The following is a 23,847-nucleotide window of genomic DNA, read 5'->3' on the forward strand; positions in this document are numbered from 1 at the left end:
TATGGGTTACGTCTTATTGGTTATAGGACATTTACTGGGAGATTTTTATTTTCAAAGTAATGAGACTGCCCGGACGAAACTGTATAACGTCCGGAGATTATTGCTGCATTGCCTGATCTATGGAATTATTCAGGGAATCATGGTACTCATAGGTTTTTCAATTAAATATGCCTGGTTAATATTGGGAATTATTGTATTATCCCATGGTTTAATTGATTATTTGAAAATCGCAATACTACAGAAATTTGAGAATAGATCAGATCAGGCGAAAATTAATTTAATTCTGTTTATAACAGACCAGATTTTGCATTTGGGTGTTATAATAATCCTGTTATTTACACAACCTATGAATGCAGAGTATTCTTATGTTTTACAAAATGCGGCAGGAGATATTAATATATGGGAAATCGAAAAATATACCTGGTTATTAACAGCTTATTTGATTTGCGGCAAACCAGCTGCTGTCTTTGTAAAATTATTATTATTTACACTTGATTCCCAAGGCAGAAAAGATTATTATACGGTTCCGGCTAAGAAACAATATAATGAAACGGAATTATATTATACCGTTACAGTGGAGCCGATTACAGATAAAAGTGCCGGTAAACAGACAGGATATAATGTAAAAACTATGGAAAATAAAAATATAGGAGCCGTTATCGGTATTTTGGAACGGGAAATTATATTAACGTTAAGCCTGTTAGGGCAGTTTGCTGCAATTGGGTTTGTAATCACGGCCAAAAGTATCGCACGGTTTAAACAATTGGAGGATAAAGATTTTGCTGAAAAATATCTTATTGGCACATTGACAAGTGCTTTTATAGCAATCGGATGTGCCGTACTGTTTTCGGGGAAGATATTACATAATTTATTATGAGAATTAGGAGAAATTTACTATGGAGAAAAAGTATAATTATGACGATTTTATGAATATCATCAGACAATTGCGGGGTGAAAACGGATGCCCCTGGGACAGGGAACAGACTCATGAAAGTTTAAGAAACTGCTTGATTGAAGAAGCCTATGAAGTCATTGAAGCAATTAATAATAAGGATACGGAAAATTTATGTGAGGAATTAGGGGATATTTTGCTGCAGGTAGCTTTACATACTGCCATAGCGGAAGAACAAAATGAATTTGGTATGGAAGATGTAATTAACGGAATAAGCAAAAAAATGATCCACAGACATCCTCATGTATTTGGAAATGCGGATGAGGCAGCGGGTATGAACGGAATTGATTCCGAAACCGTAATCAGAAATTGGGATGATATTAAGAAAGAAGAAAAGAATCAAAGAAAAGCTTCCGAGGGAATATTAAGTGTTCCCAAAGCACTTCCAGCTAATATCCGTGCGGAAAAAGTACAGAAAAAAGCAGCCAAAGTCGGATTCGATTTTGAGAACTATAACCAGGCATTAGAAAAGGTCTACGAAGAGCTTAATGAGCTGAAATTATCAAAAGAAAAGGGGGATGTCAGGGGTATAGAAGAAGAATTTGGCGACTTGATGTTTTCAGTGGTAAATTTATCAAGGTTTTTAGAACTAAATGCAGAAAATTCCTTGACAAATGCCACTAATAAGTTTATAAATAGATTTGTAGGAATTGAACGTCTTGCAGAGCTGGAAAGCAAGAGTTTAAGCGAAATGTCCATTGTCGAGCTGGATGCTCTTTGGGGACGTGTGAAATAATCAAAGTGATTATTCGAACAAATATAACAAATACTTTAGAGGAGGAGTTTTATCCATGAACAAAGCAGAATTAGTTGCAGCAATTGCAGAAAAAACAGAATTATCCAAGAAAGATTCAGAGAAGGCTTTAAAAGCTTTTATTGATGTCGTAACAGAAGAATTAACAAAAGGTGAAAAAGTTCAATTAGTTGGATTTGGTACATTTGAAGTATCTGAAAGACCAGCCAGAACAGGTAGAAATCCTCAGACAAAAGAGGCTATAACTATTGCAGCATCTAAAGCTCCAAAGTTCAAAGCAGGAAAAGCTTTAAAGGACGTTATTAACGCATAGTCAATTAAATTCAAGGAGAAGCTGTTATAAAAATCAAATTCCACCTTTACGTGCGGATAAAGCACTTTATTGGCTGAATGTGGTTTTTATAACAGCTTCTTTTTTATCCAGTCAAATCTATAGGGCAATTGCGAAACTATTTAGTTGTATATACCACCAATTGATACTTGTTTCTAGCCTCAGTTGCCCGCTGGGACAGATTTGGCTCTAAAATCGTATTAATTGCATGGCATATAGATACAATATGTGAGTCGCGCAATTACCTACAGCTAAATCTAAATTTATAGGAGAAAATTTATGAGATTAGATAAATTTTTAAAAGTTTCCAGATTAATAAAACGCAGAACTGTTGCCAATGAAGCTTGTGATGCAGGCAGGGTACTGGTAAACGGAAAACCAGCCAAAGCTTCCGCCGCCGTAAAAGTAGATGATATTATTGAAATAGGATTTGGCAGTAAAGCTGTGAAAGTACAGGTTTTAGATGTTCAGGAAACCGTACGTAAAGATGATGCAAAAGAATTATACAAGTATCTTTAATAATAGCTATCTTTTGGGCATGAAATTAGAAGTCTTTTAATATATTGAAATGAAATGAAGTATATTAGGAGGCTTTTAGTATGGATGAAAAACAACCGATTCAGAAAAACCATAAAGTAAGTTTAAATGCAAGGAGTTCAGCTGCAATTACCGGGGTAAAAGATGTGTTGTCTTTTGATGCCGGTGAAGTACTCTTAGAAACAGAACAGGGTATACTTATGCTTCGGGGCAATGATCTTCATGTGAATCGCCTTACATTAGAAAAAGGTGAAGTAGATGTTGATGGCAAGATTGATAGTTTGACGTATTCTGATTCAAACAATTATGGAAAGTCCGGGGAATCATTAATTAGCAGACTGTTCAAATAATCAGGAGGAGAACAGACGATGAACGATGCAATTATGGTTGAACTGCGGTTTTTTGGTACCTCTGTATTATGGGGTATTATTTTGCTGATCCTATATGACGTATTGCGTATATTCAGACGTGTAATAATTCACAATGGATTTTTCATTGCATTTGAAGATTTAATTTACTGGGTAGTGTCCAGTTTATTAATATTTCATATGATGTATCAGCAAAACAACGGTATCATTCGGGGTTTTGCAATCTTAGCCATGCTGATAGGAATGATACTTTATCATTCCGTATTCAGTGAATTATTTGTTAATACCATATCTACATTATTAAACCAAATCATAAATCTGACCTGGAAGTTATTTGCTCTGATATTAAGACCCTTTCGGTTTATATTCCGCAAAATAAAAAGATTATTTATGTGGATATTCTCAAAAATCAAAAAATTTATACAGTTTTTGTTTAAATCATTGAAAAAATTAAAAAAATCAAGTAAAATAACAGTATCAGATAACGAAAAAGGTGATTAGTTTGAGAAAGAAAAGAAAAGCAAGGCGGACAGGCTTAGGCCTAATTGCCGTTATGGTGCTTTTAGTTTGCGGTATTGTTTCTTATAACAGGCAGGAATTAGATAAAGCCAATGCAAAATCTACAGCTCGAATTGCGGAATTAAAAGATGATATTGAGCAAGAGAAAGAGCAAGCGAAAGAAATACAAGAGAAGAAAGCCTATATGCAAACAAAAAAATATATTGAAGAGATGGCTAGGGAAAAACTCGGGCTGGTTTATAAAGATGAAATTATTTTTAAAGCCCAAGAGTAATACTGGATTTTCTATGATGCTCAAAAATATAAAAAATTTTAAACAACATACATTAATAGGTTGACAAGCATGGAAAAAGCAGTTATAATGTAGTTCGTCACTTCGGCGAAGTAGCTCAGTTGGCTAGAGCACGCGGTTCATACCCGCGGTGTCGGCGGTTCAAATCCGTCCTTCGCTATTTATTTAAATTAAATATTTATAATACCAGGATCCTGTTAATATTGTTACCTGTAAAGGTAAAGAATATGGCAGGCTTTTTTTATTACATAGGTAATTACGCCCCATGAGATAAAACCACTTTCGGGTAGGATGGATATGTGCACGCGGATAATATTCTTTGGGCAATTAGCCACTGAAGTGACGGAGTATCGGCGTTAGAGAATGGCAAGCCAGGATCTTTTCTATAATTTTGAGAAATTCACCCTATAACATAAAAAGATCCGCAGGATGTACGGATTCTTATTATTCTTGCTGCCTCAAGACTCCTGTTATAAAATAAATTTTTGCTTTTTTTATATACTATATTTCCCTTAAAAATGCTTATAATAAATGACAAAAAAATAAAAAACAAACATTAAAATAATAATGATTCCGTTAAAATAATAATGAGCACATTAAATAAACTCTTCAAAAAACCATATCCTACAACCTCCCGGTACTTATACTATTAATGAAATTCGTAAAGACTCTTATAAGAGAATAAATACCATAAATAAAATACCATTGAAAAGAGTAAGTGAAACATTAAAATACCATTTAGAAAAGTAAGAAATAACTAAGAAATGCGCAAATAGCAACTTCATTTAAACACTTAAGAAAATTATAAAACTGATTCCCGCCCATAGCCGCGTTCAGCCCTCTCTTACCCTAAAGTGAAATTCTTAATAAGCCTTAACTCTCTTGATTCGATTCTAACATGCTTTCTTTGAATTTCTTGTCAAAAACTTTTTGGAAACCATTTCTGATTTTTGACAAACATTTCAAAAATCAAATTCTATAATACAGGTCTAACGGATACTTCTTGGTTTGCAAAGACGTTTCTATAATAAAAATCCGGTTGAGGAGGACAGTATGGTGTGAAAAAGAAACTGCCTTGCAGTTTCTTTGGAAATACGATAAGAAAGTCAGAGGGACTTTCTTATCATATTTCTACTGATTTTCATGCAACATTTGCGGCCAGTCATACGGCTTCTTCTCCTGTTATTTATGACGCCGTAAAGCAGTATCATGTCGGGAGGGTTGAAAGAAAATATAATCAGTGAAAGGATGCCACAATCAGCTTCTTTCAACCTGTTTTATATGTGGCAATATCGTGGGCACACCCGCGATATGCAAAGTGTGTGTAAAATGAAAGAATTAAATATGAGGAAGTTTTTAATTAATTTAATGGGGATAGTTATGGCACGGGCTGTATTTGCAGGTATGAATCCGATAGCAATCGGTTATTTTGCTGCGGTTTATTTGGAGAGAAAAGGACGGCTTACAATTATGTTAACCGTATTATTAGGAATGCTCACTGCTCTACCTGCAGTAGATACTGCAAAATATGTAATTGTAATGATTGTAATTTCCATTATAACAGCATTAATGGAATATAATAATAAAAAAGTTTCCGTATTGGTATTAGGCGGGCTTGCCGGCGCAGTTACAGCTGCAATCACGATTGCCGGCGGATTAATGTATGAAAATCCCACTTATTATATACTAATTGGTATTGGAGAGGGTATCTCTATTTTTGCCTGCAGCTTTGTCTTTCGAAAAGGTTTGGAACCTTTGATGCATGGAGTCAGGGGACAAGTCCTGGACAATGAGCAGATAATCAGTATAGCAGTAATTTTAGCCGTATTTATCTATGGTATGCCGGAATTTACAGCTTTGGGTTTTTCTTTAACCATGACCATAGCCTTATTCAGTATCCTCTTTACCGGGTATAAGTACGGAGCCGGTTATGGGGCTTTGGCAGGAGCCGCGTGTGGTGTTATAATGGCCTTAAAAACAGGCCAGCCAAATCAAATCGGACTTATGTGTATGTTGGGTATTGTAGCCGGAACTTTTCGGGAATTGGGACGGTTTGTTACGATTGTTTTATATTCGGCAGGAGTCATTATCCTGGGGGAATTATATCAGAATACTCAGATCAGTATGTCGGGATTCGGTGCCTTGGCATCCTGTGCTGTGCTTTTTCTTCTTTCGCCAAAGACATTAATCTATAAGGTGAATCTTGGTGATGAGGGGGAAAAAGAAGATATTTTTGTGAAACAAAGTATACAAAATGTAGCGAAAGGTAAACTAAGGGATTTTTCGGAGTCTTTTCACAGTCTGTCCAATACCTTTTCAACGATTTCGGAAAAAAAGACTGCGCTAAGCAAAAAGGATAAAAGCGATATTTTTGATGAAATATCGGAACACCTGTGCAAGGATTGCAGCAATTGTAATATCTGCTGGAAAAGTTATTTTTACGAGACCTATCAGGGCGCCTACCACATACTGGATGTTGTGGAGCAAAACGGCACAATCGCATTAAGCGAGGTTCCGGTTGAATTTGCAAACCGGTGCATCTTCCTGGAGAATTTCCTGGCAGAGACCAAAAGGGTATTTGAAATGGCTAAGTTAAATTTATCCTGGCTTAACCGTATGGCAGAAAGCAGGGAAGCAATTGCCGGACAATTGTCGGAAGTTGCTAATATTATAGATGATTTTTCCCTGGATCTGTATAAAACGGTTGATACTCCGGAAACCATTAAAAATAAATTAATTTATCATTTGAAAGCAAACCATATTGTTGTTAACCGTATTGCTGTTTTTGAAAAAAGAAATAATAAGCAGGAAATATATATGACGGCCCGGACGGAACGGGGACGCTGTATCACTACAAAAGAAGCGGCCGGCTTAATAAACGACGTATTTGATAAACGGATGCGTCCCTCTGATGGCTGCAAAAAAGTCATAACAAAAGATTATGAAACGTTTGTATTTGTGGAAGATGCCAATTTTAGCGTATTTACAGGTATGAGCAAGATGACGAAAGAAGGAGGAAGAATATCAGGGGATAATTTTTCTTTTATCTATCCCGATCCGGGTACATTGGTTTTAACCTTATCCGATGGTATGGGCACGGGAGAGACGGCATGTGAAGAAAGCGAATCCGTAGTTGAGCTGCTGGAACAATTTATTGAAGCGGGGTTCCGGAAAGAATCTGCCATCAAGCTGATTAATTCCATATTAGTACTGCGTTCGGAGGAACAGACGTTTTCTACCATAGACATGAGTGTAGTTAACCTGTATACCGGTATCTGTGATATCATTAAAATCGGTGCCTCCACTACTTTTATAAAACGGGAAGACCGGGTGGAGACCGTTACATCCTCCACTCTGCCGGTGGGGATATTAAATCAGGTGGACTATGATGTTGTGACCAAGAAACTAGGTAACGGTAATTTTGTCATTATGGTAACAGATGGGGTCATTGATTGTATTCCTGGTGATGAAAAAGAAAAATTTGTGGGAGAATTTATTAAAGACCTGAAAATGAATAATCCACAGGAAATAGCCAATGCTGTATTAAATCAGGCATTGGAATTAAACGGATGGGTTCCGAAAGATGATATGACTGTGCTGGTGGCAGGCTTTTGGAGTAAGTAGCTTGAAATTTGGACAGGTTAGAGTTAAAATGGAAAAAAATTGTTTTTTACTAAAAAATTGATACGGGAGTCAGAATGTTAAATACAGTCCGTAATTTTATTCAAGAACATAATATGATTGAAGAGGGAGACAGAATCGTGGTTGGTGTTTCCGGTGGTGCTGATTCTGTCTGCCTTTTCCATGTACTTCATAATTTATCTCCAATCTATCATCTAACCCTGTTTGTGGTCCATGTAAATCATGGAATAAGGGGAGAAGAAGCGGATGAAGACGAAGCGTATGTGAAACAGATATGTCTTAATAATAATGTACCATATACCTGTGTGAAAGCAGATGTTCCATCTGTTGCTAAAAGCCTTGGATTATCCGAGGAGGAAGCCGGCCGGAAGGTACGGTACGATTCATTTAATGATTGTTTCCTCAAAAATAAGTGTAATAAAATTGCAATTGCACATAATAAAAATGATAATGCGGAAACCATTCTTTTCATTTATTCCGGGGAAGCGGAATCAAAGGTCTCACGGGCATACCGGCGGTAAGAGGGAATATAATCAGACCTTTGTTATGTATGGACAGGGATGAAATAGAACATTATTTAAATGAAAACGGCATTTCTTATCAGACGGACCGGACAAATTTAACACAGGATTATACCCGTAATAAAATCAGGCATACTATCATAAGCTTTGCAAAAGAGAAAATTAATCCAAAGGCGATTGAACATATCGTAAGTGCTTCCGAAAAATTAGCTGAGATTGACGGATACTTGGAGAACAATATTAAAATTGCCTATGAAAAGGCAGTACAATATAAAATAAAACAAGAAGCTTATGAAATTAACATAGAGAAACTGAGGCAGGAGGACTTGGTAATTCAAAAAGGTGTAATACGAAAGATTTTTGAACAGCTAGCAGGGCAGTTAAAAGATGTGGAAGCACTCCATGTCGGCCTCATACTGGAATTATCAGAGAAACCGGTAGGTAAATTATTAAATTTACCCTATTGCATTTTGGCAGTGAGAGGTTATCATACCATAACCATGCAACATAATAAACCTTCAGAACGGGTGGAAAATTTCCCGGATGAAAGGCAGGTAAATCAATTCAGGGAGCAAATGGTAAACATCCCGGGTGATACTTTAATACCGGAGACAAATCAAATCCTGCGTACAAAATTAATAAATTATAAAAAAAATATGATAATTCCGAGAAATGGGTGTACGAAATGGTTTGACTATGATAAAATAAAAAATACTGTTCTAATCAGAACCAGAAAAGAAGGAGATTATATCCAGATAGATTCTGTTGGAAGCAGAAAGAAAATTAAATCATTATTTATTGATGAAAAAATTCCAAGAGAGAAAAGAGATCTCCTCCCATTATTAGCTGACGGCTCCCATATCATGTGGGTAGCAGGCGGCAGAATGAGTGAGGCATATAAAGTAAGTGAGGAGACAAAAGTAATACTTGAGATAAATTTAGACGGAGGAAAATAAGATGGATAATAAAAAAATTAACGTATTAATACCGAAAGAAGAGGTAGATAAGAAAATTCGTGAGTTAGGAGAACAAATCAGTAAAGAATATGCAGGGAAAGAACTGCATTTGATTTGTGTTTTAAAAGGCGGTGTATTTATAACCTGTGAATTAGCTAAAAATATAACGGTACCGGTTTCCCTGGATTTTATGTCAGTATCCAGTTACGGAGATGAAACAGTAAGCTCCGGAAGGGTTAAAATCATCAAGGATCTGGATGATTCCATAGAAGGAAAAGAAGTACTTATCGTTGAGGATATTATTGATTCCGGTAATACTTTAAGATATTTAATTGATCTGCTTAACAGCAGAAAACCTAAGAGTATTAAAATCTGTACGCTGCTTGATAAACCGGAAAGAAGAATTACCGATGTGGAAGTGGATTATGTTGGATTCCAGATTCCGGATAAATTCGTAGTGGGATACGGACTTGACTATATGCAAAAATACAGGAATTTACCGTTTATCGGTGTAGTAGAATAATTGAGTAGAATAATTGAAAGGAGGTCATCCTGTGAGAAGACAATTGAAAGGATATGGTTTTTATATCATTATCCTTGGTATTATATTAGCAGCATTGCTATTACAAGACAGCTTAAACAACACTGGTTCACAAAATTATGAATATAATAATTTTTTGGCAGATATGGGAAATAATACAATACAAAAAGTGGATGTATTTCAGAACCAGGAGGTGCCAAGCGGTAAAGTTACCGTTACGTTTAACGATGGGAAGAAGGAGCAGTTTAATGTCCCTGATGTAAAAGCGGTAACGGAACTATTATTTACTGCTAATAGTCTGAAAGATAAATATACGATACATGATATATCAAAGCCTAACTGGTTCTTAACCAGCGTATTACCTTATCTCCTCGGATTTGTAGTTATTATAATCTTATTTTCTTTCTTATCCAATCAGGCAGCCGGTGGCGGCGGTGGTAACAGTAAGGTCATGAATTTCGGTAAAAGCCGGGCGAAGATGACCACGGATGAAAATAAGAAAACCACATTTAAAAATGTGGCAGGCTTAGAAGAAGAAAAAGAAGAATTAAAAGAAATCGTAGACTTTTTAAGAACCCCGAAGAAATATGTGCAGGTTGGTGCAAGAATACCAAAAGGCGTATTATTAGAGGGACCTCCGGGAACCGGTAAAACACTTCTTGCCAAGGCAGTGGCCGGTGAAGCAGGCGTACCGTTCTTTAGTATATCCGGTTCCGATTTCGTTGAAATGTTTGTCGGTGTGGGAGCATCCAGAGTAAGGGATTTATTCGAAGATGCAAAGAAACATTCCCCTTGTATTGTATTTATTGATGAAATTGATGCCGTAGCCAGACGCAGAGGTACCGGTATGGGCGGCGGACATGATGAAAGAGAACAGACCTTAAACCAGTTGCTGGTGGAAATGGATGGTTTTGGTGCCAATGAAGGAATTATTGTTATGGCAGCAACCAACCGTGTTGATATTTTAGACCCTGCTATTTTACGTCCCGGACGTTTTGACCGTAAAGTAATGGTAGGCCGTCCCGATGTGAAAGGAAGGGAAGAAATCCTGCAGGTACATTCCAAAGGAAAACCCCTTGCAGAAGATGTGGATTTAAAACAAATCGCCCAGACAACTGCCGGATTTACCGGTGCGGATCTGGAAAATCTGTTGAATGAATCGGCTATTTGCGCTGCTAAGGAAAACCGTTCCTTTATTGTACAGGAGGATATTAACCGCTCCTTTATTAAAATAGGTATCGGCACCGAAAAGAAGAGCAGGGTAATTTCTGACAAAGAGAAAAAAATTACTGCTTATCATGAAGCCGGTCATGCAATTTTATTTCATATCCTTCCGGATGTGGGCCCGGTATATACCGTATCCATTATTCCTACGGGTAACGGAGCCGCAGGTTACACTATGCCTTTACCGGAACGGGATGAAATGTTTAATACAAAGGGAAAAATGGAACAGGATATTATTGTGGGACTCGGCGGCAGGGCAGCAGAAGAGCTTATCTTTGATGATATTACAACCGGTGCATCCCAGGATATTAAAATGGCAACGAAAACAGCCAGATCCATGGTTACGAAATATGGTTTTTCAAGTAATGTAGGCATGGTTAACTATGACAGTGATGATGATGAAGTATTTATCGGCCGTGATTTAGCTCATACAAGAAGCTATTCCGAGAGCGTTGCAAGAACCATCGACGATGAAGTAAAAGGTATGATAGATCACTGCTATAGTGAAGCTAAGAGAATATTAACCGAATACAATGATGTTCTTCATAGCTGCGCGAAATTGCTGATTGAAAAAGAAAGAATTAATCGGGAAGAATTTGAAGCTTTGTTTCACAAACCTACTGACGGGGATAATGGAATGAATTCCGTAATATTAGAGGTCTAAAATGGGGATTTATAAAAATCAGATAAAAATATTATAGTTTTTATAGGTTTTACAATATGGCTTTGATAGGACTTGATTCTCAGTCGTAAAAACAAACAAAAATTATTTGATAATTTTGTAATGTTTGTGCACACTTTTAACGGTCATGATGTTATACTAATAAACGTAAACCCCAATACATTATATAGTTTTTGCTACACCCCATAAGTAACAAAAATACCTTCTCCAAAAAAAGGACAGCGTTCGGAAAGCTGTCCTTTTTTTTACGCTGATTTAGGTTTATGGTCTGACGGAGGAGCATGTCTGACTGATTAATATTTCAGGGGCCGGGACGGCGGCAGGTCCTGTGGTAACAATTTTAGAGAAAGAACCTTTCTAATGCAATTGTTACTCACAGGACCTGCCGCCGTCCCGGATCCTAAAATGTTCTGTTTATATAAGACGAAAGATAAAGATATCAGATTTCACTCCTTCGTCTGATTTTCTTTATTTTAAATATAATATATTCCGTATCCAATACTGCTCCCCAATCTACATTTCCTTTACCTACGTATAATTCACAATCCGCTACAAATGAAGGACTATGAGATGAATATCCGTTACGGAACATTATTTCGAGGTTTTGATGTGAACCCTGCTGAAACCATGTAAACAGTAAAGTTTCAGATACTTTGAAAATATTGGTTAACCTTTTAATATAATATGGTTTGATTTCTCTATATTCTTCTTTCTTTTCACCGGATAAAATCATATCAAACCATTTCTTTTTTATAGGTAATATCATCATAATAGTTTACTCCTAAGTATTAATTTATGGGCCTGCCGATTTTCATGTCCCGTCTCCATCCGGGTGCTTCACCATCATCTCCCCAATATTCGTCCAATTTAATAACTTTCCCGTTTTCAAATACATAAAAAGAAGTTACATGGGATACTATACCCTTATCCATTGATTTGACAGATCCGACAAGTATAACCAGATTAGCAATCTGTTCGATTCTCTCAATATCACCTTTCCACTCCCCCGGATACTCACAATTAGCCCTTATGTATTCGTCACGGGAAAAACTTTCGTTTGTATTATGCCAGTTAATAACCGCTGTTTCAGTAAAGAATGCTTCCATCATTCCGGCATTTTGTTGAATAGTAACTCGAAAAATACATTTAACTATTTCTTTTAAATCCATAGATATACCTCCCTAAAAAACTTTATATATGTTCCAATAGTAAAAGATTACGAACCAACTAACTCCGTAATATGCTTTTTCGTTACGTCATTTGGATTGTATTGGATAAGCTATAGTTGGTCTGAAAATAATGATGGCATAATAGCCTCCTGTACTAAGTTATCCTAAGTTCTATTTTATCATCATCAGAACATATGTTCAATATCAATATTATTATCTAACAGAGGGTAATTTTAATATACATAATAGCTTACATACTCAGTAATGTTAATCATTCAATAATAATGTAATTAAATCAAAGTAAAATAAAATTTTCGATTCTTATTAAAAAAAAAGTGTTATGATAGAAATTAGAAGAAGTAAGGAGTATACTATTTTAATTGCAAATTCATGTACCAATTTTTAAACGAATTACAATTATATAGTAGCGAGTAAAACATTTGTATATCTTGTGTTATTCAGTATTTGAAAAAAGTAACTTAGAAAATCAAAAATGGGAGGGGTTAGTATTGTACAAGCATATTATTTGGGATTTTGATGGTACACTTTTTGATACATATCCAGTTACGGGGATTGCTTTTCAAATGACTCTTAAGGAAAATGGAATACTGGAATCACTGGATGAAATCATCTTCTTGAGAAATATAATATACTCCATAATGAGGCAATAATGATAGGTGATAGGGATTTAGATATTTTATCAGCAAAAAATGCCGGAATCCATGCTTGCTATTTCAATGAGCGGGGCGATAAAAATAATATTGCTGATTATTCTATAAGTAACTTTGAACAATTAAATACTATTATTTAGTTTCTTTCATAAGTAAGAAAAGCTGTATTTGGAGATGACAGCTGCTCATACGCTGTTACGAATGAACATTAACATAGCGCCCATATCAACACTCGAGAATTTGCTCTTTGAGATAAGTGCATTTATTTCTTCTATTGTGGCCCAATGGATTAAATGAATCAAAAAAGTTGTGTTTCCCTAATAGTTGTAATAAAATGGGGTATATCTATTATTAGGTTTTTAAAAACTAATAAGAAAGGATTACTTTGATTAATTATGCTTAATGTGGATGCATTTTTTAGCGACGGAACCCAGGATTACAGGATTCCCTGTGAACCGTCGTCTTATGATATAGTTACCATTCGTTTTCGTGCAGGTAAGGAGGATATAGACAGTGTCAGGCTGGTTACCGGCGAGGGTTTTTGGCAGATGGTAGTTAAGGAATCGGATTCTTTGTTTGATTATTATGAGATAGAGTTTGAACTAACGGATCAGATGGTCTCTTATTATTTTGAAATATATGGTGATGATAAAATCTGGTATTACAATAGAACAGGCGTGGCTTTGGAACTTCATAAAGAGTTTAACTTTATGATAACCCCGGGTTTTCATACGCCGGATTGGGCAAAAGGCGCCGTATTTTACCAGATTTTTGTCGACCGATTTTATAACGGTGATGTTAATAATGATGTCGTGGATGGAGAATATAGTTATATTAATATCCCTACCAGAAAGGTTACCGACTGGAGTAAATACCCGGATTCTTTCGGTGTAGGAGAGTTTTACGGAGGCGATTTACAGGGAGTAATTAAAAAACTGGATTATTTGCAGGAATTAGGTGTTGAGGCTATCTATTTTAATCCTATCTTTGTATCCCCTCCAATCATAAATATGATACCCAGGATTATGATTTTATCGACCCCCATTACGGAGTAATAAAAAATGATGGCGGAGAAGCACTGGTTCCAAATGAGACCAATAACAGGCAGGCAACAAAATACAGGTTCCGGGTTACGGATAGTGAAAATCTTCATTCCAGCAACGATTTACTGATACAGCTGGTAAATGAAGCTCATAAGAGGGGTTTAAAAGTTATTTTAGACGGGGTTTTTAATCATTGCGGTTCTTTTCATAAATGGCTGGACAGAGAGGGCATCTATGAGAATACAGACGGGTATGAAAAAGGTGCATATACAGACAAAAACAGTCCTTATACTTCATTCTTCCGGTTCAGGGAGGATCATTGGCCTGATAATGCCTCTTATGACGGCTGGTGGGGTCATGATACCCTTCCAAAACTTAATTATGAGGGTTCCCCCATGCTTTATAACTATGTTATGGATGTTGCGAGAAAATGGGTTTCTCCCCCTTTTAACTGTGACGGGTGGAGGCTTGATGTAGCAGCTGATTTGGGATATTCCGCGGAGTTTAACCACCAATTCTGGAGAGATTTCCGCAGAAGTGTAAAAGAGGCCAATCCGGATGCAATTATTTTCGCCGAACATTACGGGGATCCCAAGTCCTGGCTTCTGGGTGATGAATGGGACACCGTTATGAATTATGATGCCTTTATGGAACCGTTAACGTGGTTTTTAACCGGTATGGAAAAGCATAGTGATGAATTTAGGGAATCTCTTCTTAACCGTCACGATATTTTCTTTCAGGCCATGTCATATCATATGTCCAGGTATCAGACTTCCTCTCTTTTTACGGCTATGAACGAATTATCAAACCATGATCATTCCAGGTTTTTAACCCGTACGAACAAAAGAGTGGGAAGAACCGCTTCCCTAGGTCCCCATGCAGCGGAAGAAGGAATAAATAAAGGTGTGCTTCGGTCTGCGGTTACCGTACAGATGACCTGGGTCGGCGCTCCGACGATTTATTACGGGGATGAAGCAGGAGTATGCGGTTTCACGGATCCGGATAACCGCAGAACTTTTCCCTGGGGAAATGAAGATATGGATTTGATTGATTTTCACAAGGAAATCATAAGTATTCATAAAGATTATGAGGCTCTTAGAACCGGTTCTATTCTATTTTTAGGCGGTACGTACGGTTTTATCAGTTATGGCAGGTTTAACCGGGTAGATAAATTTATTATCGCTGTGAATAATAATAATTATGAAATTACGGAGACAATAAAAACTTGGGAAGTAGGCATATCGGATGAGGATACCTTATGCAGGCTGATCCTTACCACAGAAGAGGGATATTACCGGGACGCTGTTATTTTTCACACGGAAAACGGTATGTTACAATTAACGATGCCCCCAATTTCTTCACTCATAGTTAAAAATGTTGTGCAAAATAAGAAAATATAGGTAAAATCTTTTGAAAAGATAAATTACTTGTGAAGTTTTATTTTAGGAAGTTACTTCTTAAAGGTGTTAGTAAATTGGTAAATCATATATCTTTAAGTTTCGCCAAAACCATAATCCTAAAGAATCGTAACAAAATTTACGAAAATTACGAAAATTTATAAAAACACTTGAAAATGGTTATTTGATATGATATAATTCATCCTTGTCAGAAAGTTTTGATTAAGATAATTTTAGATTAATCAGATGCCGGCGTGGCGGAACTGGCAGACGCACAGGACTTAAAATCCTGCGGGACTAATCTCCCGTACCGGTTCGATTCCGGTCGCCGGCATTAAGAAATTAAATATAATTTATAACTATTGTTTAATTTTCTTGTCATTTTAATTATATATTGGTTATGCGGGTGTAGTTCAATGGTAGAACACTAGCCTTCCAAGCTAGATACGTGGGTTCGATTCCCATCACCCGCTTTTTTGCTGCCCTAAAATAGTTTATAATAATATTAGTTTTGCAATTTGAACATACTATATGCAGATGTCTTAAGAAGAGGTTACAGAAGTTGTAAATTCTTTCGTATAATCAAGGTTTTACAACATTCGCTGATCTTAAGGGTATTAAAACTACCTTGGAAAGGATGGAAGCAATATGCTCAAATTATATAACAAAACGCTGAAATACATTCTTCTCTTCTTTGTAGGTGGTTACTCCTATTGCGGAATAGAAATACTGTTTCGAGGTTATTCCCACATATCCATGCTGATTGCAGGGGGAATTTGTTTTATACTTATCGGGCTTTTGAATGAAATATTTACGGATAAAATATCAATTATCAGCCAGATGGTTATTTCTGCATTTATTATTACAGCAGTAGAACTTATCGTAGGTCTCGTGGTTAACGTTTGGTTAAAACTCAATGTATGGGATTATTCCAATATGCCCTATAACTTTATGGGGCAGATCTGTCTGCTTTTTACTAATATATGGTTTTTTCTTTCGTTAGGAGCGATATTATTAGATGATTACCTGAAGTATTTTCTGTTAGGGGAAGAAAAACCCGACTATAAAATTTTCTGATGAAAGCTATTTAGGACTGGATACGGTATCCCACCGGACACAGTCCTTTTACTTTTTATAAAAATGTGCTACTATATTATTAGTTTTTAATGTAACAGTAAAAGATGTTTATAACACGGATAGGAGCAAAAGTGAAAATATTACTTACCGCTATTAATGCAAAGTACATTCATTCCAATCTTGCAATTTACAGTCTAAGGTCATACGCAAAGGTCTATAGGCAGCAGATTCAATTGGCGGAGTTTACCATAAATAATTATACCGATGATATATTACAGGCAATTTATAAGGAAAAGCCCGATTTTATAGGATTTTCCTGTTATATCTGGAATATAAGCATGGTTGAACAGTTATGTATCGAATTAAGGAAGTTATTGCCGGACTGTAAGATCTGGCTGGGAGGTCCTGAAGTTTCTTATGATGCCGAAAAGCGACTGGAAGAGAGTACGGCCGTAGACGGTATTATGGTCGGCGAAGGGGAAGAAACATTTCTGGAATTAATGAATTATTATATTGCAGGGGTGAAATCCATAGAACAGATAAAAGGAATCGTATTTACAGATAACGCCAGGAAAACAGAAGAACGGAATGAAATTTTGGGGAAGGAACCGAGGAGAGTTACCGTAACCGGAATAAGAACAGAGATGGATATAAGCAGCATACCATTTCCCTATGAGAATATAGAAGACTTTAAAAATAAAATAATTTATTATGAAGCCAGCAGGGGATGCCCGTATTCCTGCAGTTACTGCCTTTCCTCTATTGATAAAAAAGTAAGGTTAAGGAATATAGAACTGGTTAAAAAGGAATTGGAACTATTTTTACAGTATAAAGTACCACAGGTCAAATTTGTGGACAGGACTTTTAATTGCAATAAAAAACAAACACTTGCAATCTGGAATTATATTAAGGAGCGGGATAACGGAATAACTAATTTTCATTTTGAAATTTCAGCCGATATATTGGATGAGGAAGAACTTGAATTATTATGTACCATGAGACCTGGACTGGTACAATTAGAAATAGGAGTTCAATCTACCAATCCTAAAACCATAGATGCCATACGCAGGAAAATGAATCTGGATAAACTAAAACTAGCGGTCCACTGTATTCATAAAAGCAGGAATATTCATGAACACCTGGACTTAATTGCAGGTCTGCCTTTTGAGGATATGAAATCCTTTCAGAATTCCTTTAATGAGGTATATGCAATGAAACCGGATCAGTTCCAGCTTGGTTTTCTAAAAGTATTAAAGGGCTCGGCTATGTTTTATGAAAGTAAAAACTGGGGAATTGTAAGTAAAAGTATACCGCCCTATGAAGTGTTATATACGAAGTGGTTAAGTTATGATGAAGTACTTATTTTGAAATCAGTGGAAGATATGGTAGAAATCTACTATAACAGCGGGCAGTTTGAATATGCTATAAAATATATGGAGCATTTTTTTGTGGCTCCCTTTGAGCTTTATCTGAAGCTGGGGGACTATTATGAAAGAAAGAAGTTAAGGGGATTGAATTCTTCCAGAATGAGAAAGTATGAGATTTTACTGGAATTTATGTCTGAGTTAAAGGAAATGGGAGGTAAACTATCAGAAGGAATAAATATCACGGCTTTTCGTAATATTTTAGTCCATGATTTATATTTACGTGAGAATCTGAAAAGCCGTCCTTCCTTTGCCGATGGTTATGAGCCATATAAAAAGATTTATAGGGATTTTTACTGTGATGAACAGAAAATCAGAGAGTATCTGAAACTGGATTCCTCACAGATATCGATAGATCAGGTAAAACCACATCTGCATCTGGAGCATTATAACATTAATGTGAAACAAACTGCGGAAACGGGAATAACGGTGAAAGACGAAGAATTTATCCTGTACGACTACTTTCATAAAAATGCATTAAACTCACAGGCGAGTAATATTTCCGTAAAATTAAACTGAAGATTCCTTTACTTAATAGAAAAGAGGTTACGATGGCAAATAGAAGAATTACAAAAGCGGAAAGAGAAAGGGTGGATAAAATATTAACCTTATTGGATGAATATTATACTACCGAATATAAATGTTATCTAAACCATGAAACCCCATGGCAGCTATTAATTGCTACCATATTAAGTGCACAGTGCACGGATGAAAGAGTAAATTTGGTTACAAAAGATTTATTTAAGAAGTATAAAACATTAGAGGACTTTGCGGGTGCCGATCTAAAGGAATTGGAGAAAGACATTCATTCCACAGGATTTTATCATAATAAGGCTAAGAATATTATAGAATGTGCAAAAACACTGGTTACGGAGTATGGTGGAGTAGTTCCTAAGGAGATAGATAAATTAACCGGATTGGCCGGAGTAGGGAGAAAAACTGCTAATGTTATCAGGGGAAATATCTATCATGAACCAAGTATTGTGGTTGATACCCATGTGAAAAGAATATCTGGTAAACTAGGCTTTACCAAAGCGGAGGACCCGGAAAAGATTGAATTTGAATTAATGGATTTACTGCCGAAGGATCATTGGATATTATATAATTTACAGATTATCGCCCACGGAAGATCTATTTGTACGGCAAGAAATCCAAAGTGCACGGAATGTTTTTTATATGACCTGTGTAAATGGAAAGGGAAAAGTTGAAAATATAATGAGAGAAAGGTAGCCACTTATTAATTCTTTCAAATTTTTATTATGTGGCAGTATCGGAAACAAACTTGCGATATGCAATGGGTGTAACAATAAATGGATGATAAGATACAAAATGAGAGGATCACGTCATTTGTCTGTTTTGATGTTGAAACAACCGGACTCAATCCGGAAAAGGACAAGATCATTGAAATAGGTGCGCTTAAGGTGAAAGAGGGAAAGATAATCGGTAAGTTTACCGAATTTATCAATCCAAAGATGAAATTACCCGGCCATATAACAAAACTAACAGGAATAACGGATGAAATGATTCAATACTCTGAGACGGAAGATACGGTTGTATGCCGTTTCCTGGAATTTGCGGGGGATTATATTATCATGGGTCATAATATCGGGTTTGATTACAGCTTTCTTAAAACAGCGGCCGTAAGACAGCATAAAACCTTTGAAAAAATGGGAATTGATACTCTTTCATTGTGCAGAAAACTATTGCCGGATATGGAGAGTAAAAGCTTAGGAAGTATGTGCAGACATTACCAGATCATTAATGAAAATGCACATCGGGCTTATGATGACGCTAAGGCTACCGCTATGCTGTATGTAAAACTTTGTAATGAATTTTATCTGAAAAGACCTGAAATTTTTTTACCAAAACCCTTGTGGTTTAAGATAAAGAAAAACAGGCCTATTACAAATAAACAAAAAAATTACTTGATAGATTTACTAAAATATCATAAGATAGAGAGTGAACAATCCATAGATTTTCTTACCCAAAGTGAGGCATCCCGGATGATTGATAAAATTATTCTGGAAAAGGGCAGAATAATCTGATGTGTATGAATTATAATAAATAGAATGAAGAATACTAAATAAATAACATGAATTATTTTAAATAAAAAGACATTTTAATTTCTTTCAAAGAAATTAGGATGTTTTCCCTGGATAACGTATCAAGGGTCTGCGCTGTCTGAATTAAATCATCGATTTTATCCTGAGTGTTTAGCTCTTTATACAACTCGGCGAGGAGAATGTAATTTTTACTGATATCCGTTTTACATTGTACACCGAATTCAAGGACGGTAACGGCTTCATTCCATCTGTTATGGTCATAAAGATAGGAACCCCATCTGGACAGATTTTTCACCAGAAAGGTGTAATTATCATCGCATTTTATCAAAAATTTAATATTAGCAACTCCATACTTAAGCTTTAAATCAGTGTTGGACAATCCTGCCAGATTTAAAATCGGTTTTTGGAATAAACTTTTTATATTAGACTGAATCTCATTTAGTTCTCCCTCATCAGTATCAGTAAAGGGAAGGGTATCCATAGGGATTGTAATATAGTCTAGGCCGGATATGTCAGACTTCCTGGTTGAATTAGCCTGATATTCTTTATTCCAAAAAGTTTCTTTCTCTTTCTGGATTATCTGTTTTGTCCTAATATTGGAATATTGAATCAATAGATAAAAGAATAGGAGTATTCCTATAACAATTAACATAATATAATCCTTTCTATAAGGTTATGAGCGAGTACCGTAAGCGGAACTAAGAATATCCGCTGTAATTAAAAAATGAATGTTGAAAGAAAAAAATAAAAAGAAAGGAATGCCACATAGGATTCTTTCAACAAAATTGTGGCGATATTATAGAGTATTCTATAATTTAAGGGTATTTAACATGAACAGAAAAACGAGGAAAATAATTTCTACTATAATAATCTTAATAATCGTATTATCAATGGTAGTACCAGTAGTCTTAAGTGCAATTATGTATTAATTTATTTCTGTTTAATAAGAATATACATAATATATATGGAAATGTCAAACGACAGAAATAATATCTTGATTAATCTAAGGATTATGTTACAATAAATTTTAGCATGTAAAAAGGAGGAAAACTGTATGGATAGGAAGAAAAAATTAATTACATTATTACTGTTTGTAATTTGTTTCTTTTTTACTACTATAAGTCCCAAGGTATTGGCTGCATCGGAAGATGATACAATCACCCAGGGCGTATATATAGATTCCATTCATATCGGCGGTATGACGGCAGAGGATGCGAAACAAGCTGTTAAAGATTATGTGGATGATTTAAAATCAAAGAAAATTATTGTTAATATTGATGATAAAACGGAAGAAATAGCCCTAGACAAGCTTGGTTATGAATATAAGGAGAACAATTATATTGATGAGGCATTTCTGATTGGCAAAACGGGTAATCTCATTAAAAGATATAAGGAGTTAAAAGATACAGAACAATCTAACTTAGTTTATAATCTGGAATTTAGTTTAAGTGATAAAAAGCTTAAGAAATTTGTAAAAGATAAATTAAGTTCTCATGATGTACCTGCTAAAAATGCATCAGTAAAAAGAACAGGCGGCGAATTCGTTTATACAAACCACTCTATTGGCCGTAAAGTTAACATAGATAAAACCGTGGATGCAATTAAAACAGCCATTTTAGATAACTGGAATCATGAAGATATTACACTTGCTGCAACCGTTGAGGATGACCAGCCGAAATATACCAAAGAAATGGTTGAAAAATGCAATACAAAACTGGGTACATTTTCTACCACCTATACCACTTCCTCCGAAGACCGTGCCGGTAATTTGGCAAATGGTGCCCGTTTAATTAATAATACGGTTTTATATCCCGGAGAAGTTTTTTCTGCTTATGAAAAACTTACTCCGTTTACTACGAGTAACGGTTACTTTGAGGCCGGTGCATATTCTAACGGTAAAGTTGTTGACAGTATCGGGGGCGGTGCATGTCAGGTTACAACTACTCTATATAATGCAGTTTTATTATCGGAATTAGAGGTAGTAGAACGCCAATCTCATTCCATGACTATCAGTTATGTGGATTTATCAAGGGATTCTGCAATTGCAGGAACCTGGAAAGATTTAAAATTCAAAAACGATACGAAATTTCCGATCTTAATAGAAGCATATACTTCCGGAAGGACCATTACCTTTAATATATGGGGTGATGAAACCAGAGATAAAAAGAATAGAACGATTAAATTTGAAACGGTAGTATTAGATGAAAAGGCACCCGGTAAAGATGTTGTAACAAAAGATCCGACTAAACCAACAACCTATACGTTAACGACACAGTCAGCGCATACGGGATATGTAGCGGAATTATATAAAATCGTATATGAAAATGGTGTGGAAGTAAGCAGAACCAGAGTAAATAAGAGTGTATATAACGCATCACCGAAATATGTGACCGTTGGCACCAAGAAGATAAAAGAGGATAAACCTCCAAAAGGGGAAAAACCGGGCGATACTCCTGAAGGTGATGACGCTCCGCCAAAAGATACTGACACAAATATAGATAATACAAAGCCGGGTAATACCGTAGAAGATCAAACATCTGAGAGTACGCAGGCTGAAGAGGAAACTACGAATAATCAGACAGTGGAAGATGCTGAGGATGCAAACTAATTATTAATAAAAAAAACAAGTAGCAAAGCGGATGAATATCTGCTTTGCTAGTTTTATAGGAGGCAGTATGAATATTGGTAAAGTTTCAGAAACTGTTTTAAAAAGATCTATTTTGAAACAAATAAAACATAGGAGGGAAGAAGTACTGGTTGGTCCGGGTGTAGGAGAAGACTGCAGTGTTGTGGAGCTAAAGGAAGACGAAGTATTTGTTATCTCAACGGATCCAATTACCGGAACCACTGAGGACATGGGAACCCTTGCCGTACATATCACTGCCAATGATATTTCTTCGAATGGTGCGGAGATTGTAGGAATTATGCTGACAATCTTATTACCGGATGGATTCAGGGAATCTGATTTAAAAGAAATAATGCAGGAAATTGAAGGTGTATGTGAAAAGCTGAATATTGAAATTATGGGCGGACATACGGAGATAACTGCAGCTGTTAACCAACCTGTTATTACGGTTACCGGAATTGGTAAAATGCCAAAGCAGCATATGATTAAAACAGCTGGCGTCATTCCCGGACAGGAAATCGTAATGACAAAATGGGCAGGTCTTGAGGGAACAGCAATTATTGCTAAAATGAAAGAAAATGAATTGACCGGTAAATACACCAGGGATTTTATATCGGGTGCTAAAAATTTTATACAGAATATATCCGTTGTAGAGGAAGCTAAAATAGCAAGAAAGCTGGGAGTAACCTCCATGCACGACGTAACGGAGGGCGGAATATTTGGAGCTTTATGGGAATTAGGGGAAGCCTCGGGAGTAGGTCTTGAGGTAGATTTAAAAAAGATTCCAATAAAACAGGAAACCATAGAGATTTGTGAATTTTACGACTTAAATCCATATCAGCTGATTTCAAGCGGAGTTATGATTATGGTAACAGATAAAGCCAATGAGCTGGTAGAGGTTCTTAAGAAAAGTAATATTCCGGCCGCCGTAATCGGGCGGATTACACCGGGAAATGACCGGGTGGTGAGAAATGATGAAGAAAAACGGTTTTTAGCACCACCAAAAAGTGATGAGTTGTATCATTGCCTAAAATAATATCACATGGAAAGGAAACAAT

23 protein-coding genes, 3 tRNA genes and 2 pseudogenes are annotated in these 23,847 nt (G+C 36.0%); 25 read left to right on the forward strand and 3 right to left on the reverse strand.

Annotated elements, in window-relative coordinates; genetic code table 11:
• Nucleotide 1 precedes the first annotated feature (1 nt).
• The 14 genes and pseudogenes from Ana3638_RS06625 (at nucleotide 2) to ftsH (ending at nucleotide 11,301) form a co-directional block, all read left to right on the forward strand.
• Nucleotides 2–877, forward strand: a complete 876-nt coding sequence (locus Ana3638_RS06625) for a DUF3307 domain-containing protein (RefSeq protein ID WP_161837322.1) — start codon at nucleotides 2–4, stop codon at nucleotides 875–877.
• 19 nt (nucleotides 878–896) lie between these two features.
• The gene (gene mazG, locus Ana3638_RS06630; RefSeq protein WP_161837323.1) at nucleotides 897–1,688 is read left to right on the forward strand and encodes a nucleoside triphosphate pyrophosphohydrolase; all 792 of its coding nucleotides are present in this window, start codon (nucleotides 897–899) and stop codon (nucleotides 1,686–1,688) included.
• A gap of 55 nt (nucleotides 1,689–1,743) precedes the next feature.
• Nucleotides 1,744–2,019, forward strand: a complete 276-nt coding sequence (locus tag Ana3638_RS06635; protein WP_161837324.1) for an HU family DNA-binding protein — start codon at nucleotides 1,744–1,746, stop codon at nucleotides 2,017–2,019.
• Between the two features lie 297 nt (nucleotides 2,020–2,316).
• The gene (locus tag Ana3638_RS06640) at nucleotides 2,317–2,556 is read left to right on the forward strand and encodes an RNA-binding S4 domain-containing protein (RefSeq protein ID WP_161837325.1); all 240 of its coding nucleotides are present in this window, start codon (nucleotides 2,317–2,319) and stop codon (nucleotides 2,554–2,556) included.
• A gap of 80 nt (nucleotides 2,557–2,636) precedes the next feature.
• Complete coding sequence (yabP, locus tag Ana3638_RS06645; protein WP_161837326.1) at nucleotides 2,637–2,924, forward strand: sporulation protein YabP; 288 nt, start codon at nucleotides 2,637–2,639, stop codon at nucleotides 2,922–2,924.
• An 18-nt stretch (nucleotides 2,925–2,942) separates the two neighbouring features.
• A complete protein-coding gene (gene yabQ / locus Ana3638_RS06650) occupies nucleotides 2,943–3,443 on the forward strand; it encodes a spore cortex biosynthesis protein YabQ (RefSeq protein ID WP_161837327.1) in 501 nt (166 codons plus the stop codon).
• A gap of 1 nt (nucleotide 3,444) precedes the next feature.
• Complete coding sequence (locus Ana3638_RS06655; protein ID WP_161837328.1) at nucleotides 3,445–3,735, forward strand: FtsB family cell division protein; 291 nt, start codon at nucleotides 3,445–3,447, stop codon at nucleotides 3,733–3,735.
• Between the two features lie 104 nt (nucleotides 3,736–3,839).
• A tRNA-Met gene (locus Ana3638_RS06660) sits at nucleotides 3,840–3,913 on the forward strand.
• An 898-nt stretch (nucleotides 3,914–4,811) separates the two neighbouring features.
• Nucleotides 4,812–4,997, forward strand: coding sequence for a hypothetical protein (locus tag Ana3638_RS06665; RefSeq protein ID WP_161837329.1), 186 nt, complete (start codon nucleotides 4,812–4,814; stop codon nucleotides 4,995–4,997).
• A 67-nt stretch (nucleotides 4,998–5,064) separates the two neighbouring features.
• Nucleotides 5,065–7,377, forward strand: coding sequence for a stage II sporulation protein E (gene spoIIE / locus Ana3638_RS06670; protein WP_281352939.1), 2,313 nt, complete (start codon nucleotides 5,065–5,067; stop codon nucleotides 7,375–7,377).
• Between the two features lie 113 nt (nucleotides 7,378–7,490).
• Nucleotides 7,491–7,990 (forward strand): annotated as a pseudogene (tilS, locus tag Ana3638_RS06675) (tRNA lysidine(34) synthetase TilS); the annotation flags it as partial.
• A gap of 582 nt (nucleotides 7,991–8,572) precedes the next feature.
• Nucleotides 8,573–8,872, forward strand: a complete 300-nt coding sequence (tilS, locus tag Ana3638_RS24955) for a tRNA lysidine(34) synthetase TilS (RefSeq protein ID WP_246241084.1) — start codon at nucleotides 8,573–8,575, stop codon at nucleotides 8,870–8,872.
• Nucleotide 8,873: 1 nt separating this feature from the next.
• On the forward strand, nucleotides 8,874–9,395 hold the full coding sequence (gene hpt / locus Ana3638_RS06685; RefSeq protein WP_161837333.1) for a hypoxanthine phosphoribosyltransferase: 522 nt from the start codon (nucleotides 8,874–8,876) through the stop codon (nucleotides 9,393–9,395).
• A 31-nt stretch (nucleotides 9,396–9,426) separates the two neighbouring features.
• Entirely contained in the window at nucleotides 9,427–11,301 is a 1,875-nt protein-coding gene (ftsH, locus tag Ana3638_RS06690; protein ID WP_161837334.1) for an ATP-dependent zinc metalloprotease FtsH, read from the forward strand.
• A gap of 457 nt (nucleotides 11,302–11,758) precedes the next feature.
• Here the strand turns inward: ftsH and Ana3638_RS06695 are convergent, their stop codons facing one another.
• Together Ana3638_RS06695 and Ana3638_RS06700 are read right to left on the reverse strand one after the other, a co-directional pair.
• Complete coding sequence (locus Ana3638_RS06695) at nucleotides 11,759–12,088, reverse strand: ASCH domain-containing protein (protein WP_161837335.1); 330 nt, start codon at nucleotides 12,086–12,088, stop codon at nucleotides 11,759–11,761.
• A gap of 19 nt (nucleotides 12,089–12,107) precedes the next feature.
• Complete coding sequence (locus Ana3638_RS06700) at nucleotides 12,108–12,488, reverse strand: nuclear transport factor 2-like protein (RefSeq protein ID WP_161837336.1); 381 nt, start codon at nucleotides 12,486–12,488, stop codon at nucleotides 12,108–12,110.
• Between the two features lie 509 nt (nucleotides 12,489–12,997).
• Here Ana3638_RS06700 and Ana3638_RS24595 point away from each other — a divergent pair.
• From Ana3638_RS24595 to Ana3638_RS06740, 9 genes and pseudogenes are all read left to right on the forward strand, one after another.
• Nucleotides 12,998–13,159 (forward strand): HAD family hydrolase, encoded by a 162-nt coding sequence (locus Ana3638_RS24595; RefSeq protein ID WP_202621575.1) that lies wholly within the window; start codon nucleotides 12,998–13,000, stop codon nucleotides 13,157–13,159.
• Complete coding sequence (locus Ana3638_RS24600; RefSeq protein WP_202621576.1) at nucleotides 13,159–13,299, forward strand: HAD family hydrolase; 141 nt, start codon at nucleotides 13,159–13,161, stop codon at nucleotides 13,297–13,299. The genes Ana3638_RS24595 and Ana3638_RS24600 overlap by 1 nt, the downstream gene beginning before the upstream one ends.
• Nucleotides 13,300–13,554: 255 nt before the next feature.
• A pseudogene (locus Ana3638_RS26725) lies at nucleotides 13,555–15,602 on the forward strand (glycoside hydrolase family 13 protein).
• A 245-nt stretch (nucleotides 15,603–15,847) separates the two neighbouring features.
• A tRNA-Leu gene (locus Ana3638_RS06715) sits at nucleotides 15,848–15,933 on the forward strand.
• Nucleotides 15,934–16,001: 68 nt separating this feature from the next.
• A tRNA-Gly gene (locus Ana3638_RS06720) sits at nucleotides 16,002–16,072 on the forward strand.
• A 175-nt stretch (nucleotides 16,073–16,247) separates the two neighbouring features.
• Nucleotides 16,248–16,676, forward strand: coding sequence for a putative ABC transporter permease (locus tag Ana3638_RS06725; RefSeq protein ID WP_161837337.1), 429 nt, complete (start codon nucleotides 16,248–16,250; stop codon nucleotides 16,674–16,676).
• Nucleotides 16,677–16,807: 131 nt separating this feature from the next.
• Nucleotides 16,808–18,619 (forward strand): B12-binding domain-containing radical SAM protein, encoded by a 1,812-nt coding sequence (locus Ana3638_RS06730; RefSeq protein ID WP_202621577.1) that lies wholly within the window; start codon nucleotides 16,808–16,810, stop codon nucleotides 18,617–18,619.
• 32 nt (nucleotides 18,620–18,651) lie between these two features.
• Nucleotides 18,652–19,308: an endonuclease III gene (nth, locus tag Ana3638_RS06735; protein WP_161837339.1), complete on the forward strand. Its 657-nt coding sequence runs from the start codon at nucleotides 18,652–18,654 to the stop codon at nucleotides 19,306–19,308.
• A gap of 102 nt (nucleotides 19,309–19,410) precedes the next feature.
• Complete coding sequence (locus Ana3638_RS06740) at nucleotides 19,411–20,145, forward strand: 3'-5' exonuclease (RefSeq protein WP_161837340.1); 735 nt, start codon at nucleotides 19,411–19,413, stop codon at nucleotides 20,143–20,145.
• Between the two features lie 52 nt (nucleotides 20,146–20,197).
• Here Ana3638_RS06740 and Ana3638_RS06745 read toward each other — a convergent pair whose 3' ends face one another.
• Nucleotides 20,198–20,815 carry a hypothetical protein gene (locus tag Ana3638_RS06745; protein WP_161837341.1) on the reverse strand — a complete coding sequence of 206 codons (618 nt, stop codon included), beginning with the start codon at nucleotides 20,813–20,815 and terminating at the stop codon, nucleotides 20,198–20,200.
• A 402-nt stretch (nucleotides 20,816–21,217) separates the two neighbouring features.
• On the opposite strand from Ana3638_RS06745, the gene Ana3638_RS06750 reads away from it, so the two are divergent.
• Nucleotides 21,218–22,771: a VanW family protein gene (locus Ana3638_RS06750; RefSeq protein ID WP_161837342.1), complete on the forward strand. Its 1,554-nt coding sequence runs from the start codon at nucleotides 21,218–21,220 to the stop codon at nucleotides 22,769–22,771.
• Nucleotides 22,772–22,838: 67 nt separating this feature from the next.
• Nucleotides 22,839–23,825, forward strand: coding sequence for an AIR synthase family protein (locus tag Ana3638_RS06755; protein WP_202621578.1), 987 nt, complete (start codon nucleotides 22,839–22,841; stop codon nucleotides 23,823–23,825).
• Nucleotides 23,826–23,847: the final 22 nt, after the last annotated feature.

The organism is Anaerocolumna sedimenticola (assembly GCF_009931695.1).
GTDB lineage: Bacteria > Bacillota > Clostridia > Lachnospirales > Lachnospiraceae > Anaerocolumna > Anaerocolumna sedimenticola.

Bases quoted from the DNA above. Each gene is read 5' to 3' on its own strand.
- yabQ (WP_161837327.1), top strand. From the start codon at position 2,943: ATGAACGATGCAATTATGGTTGAACTGCGGTTTTTTGGTACCTCTGTA.
- Ana3638_RS06755 (WP_202621578.1), top strand. From the start codon at position 22,839: ATGAATATTGGTAAAGTTTCAGAAACTGTTTTAAAAAGATCTATTTTG.
- yabP (WP_161837326.1), top strand. From the start codon at position 2,637: ATGGATGAAAAACAACCGATTCAGAAAAACCATAAAGTAAGTTTAAAT.
- Ana3638_RS06695 (WP_161837335.1), bottom strand. From the start codon at position 12,088: ATGATGATATTACCTATAAAAAAGAAATGGTTTGATATGATTTTATCC.
- Ana3638_RS06625 (WP_161837322.1), top strand. From the start codon at position 2: ATGGGTTACGTCTTATTGGTTATAGGACATTTACTGGGAGATTTTTAT.
- mazG (WP_161837323.1), top strand. From the start codon at position 897: ATGGAGAAAAAGTATAATTATGACGATTTTATGAATATCATCAGACAA.
- nth (WP_161837339.1), top strand. From the start codon at position 18,652: ATGGCAAATAGAAGAATTACAAAAGCGGAAAGAGAAAGGGTGGATAAA.
- Ana3638_RS06750 (WP_161837342.1), top strand. From the start codon at position 21,218: ATGGATAGGAAGAAAAAATTAATTACATTATTACTGTTTGTAATTTGT.
- Ana3638_RS06745 (WP_161837341.1), bottom strand. From the start codon at position 20,815: ATGTTAATTGTTATAGGAATACTCCTATTCTTTTATCTATTGATTCAA.
- Ana3638_RS06740 (WP_161837340.1), top strand. From the start codon at position 19,411: ATGGATGATAAGATACAAAATGAGAGGATCACGTCATTTGTCTGTTTT.
- tilS (WP_246241084.1), top strand. From the start codon at position 8,573: ATGATAATTCCGAGAAATGGGTGTACGAAATGGTTTGACTATGATAAA.
- spoIIE (WP_281352939.1), top strand. From the start codon at position 5,065: ATGCAAAGTGTGTGTAAAATGAAAGAATTAAATATGAGGAAGTTTTTA.
- hpt (WP_161837333.1), top strand. From the start codon at position 8,874: ATGGATAATAAAAAAATTAACGTATTAATACCGAAAGAAGAGGTAGAT.
- Ana3638_RS06700 (WP_161837336.1), bottom strand. From the start codon at position 12,488: ATGGATTTAAAAGAAATAGTTAAATGTATTTTTCGAGTTACTATTCAA.
- Ana3638_RS24600 (WP_202621576.1), top strand. From the start codon at position 13,159: ATGATAGGTGATAGGGATTTAGATATTTTATCAGCAAAAAATGCCGGA.
- Ana3638_RS06635 (WP_161837324.1), top strand. From the start codon at position 1,744: ATGAACAAAGCAGAATTAGTTGCAGCAATTGCAGAAAAAACAGAATTA.
- Ana3638_RS06725 (WP_161837337.1), top strand. From the start codon at position 16,248: ATGCTCAAATTATATAACAAAACGCTGAAATACATTCTTCTCTTCTTT.
- Ana3638_RS06640 (WP_161837325.1), top strand. From the start codon at position 2,317: ATGAGATTAGATAAATTTTTAAAAGTTTCCAGATTAATAAAACGCAGA.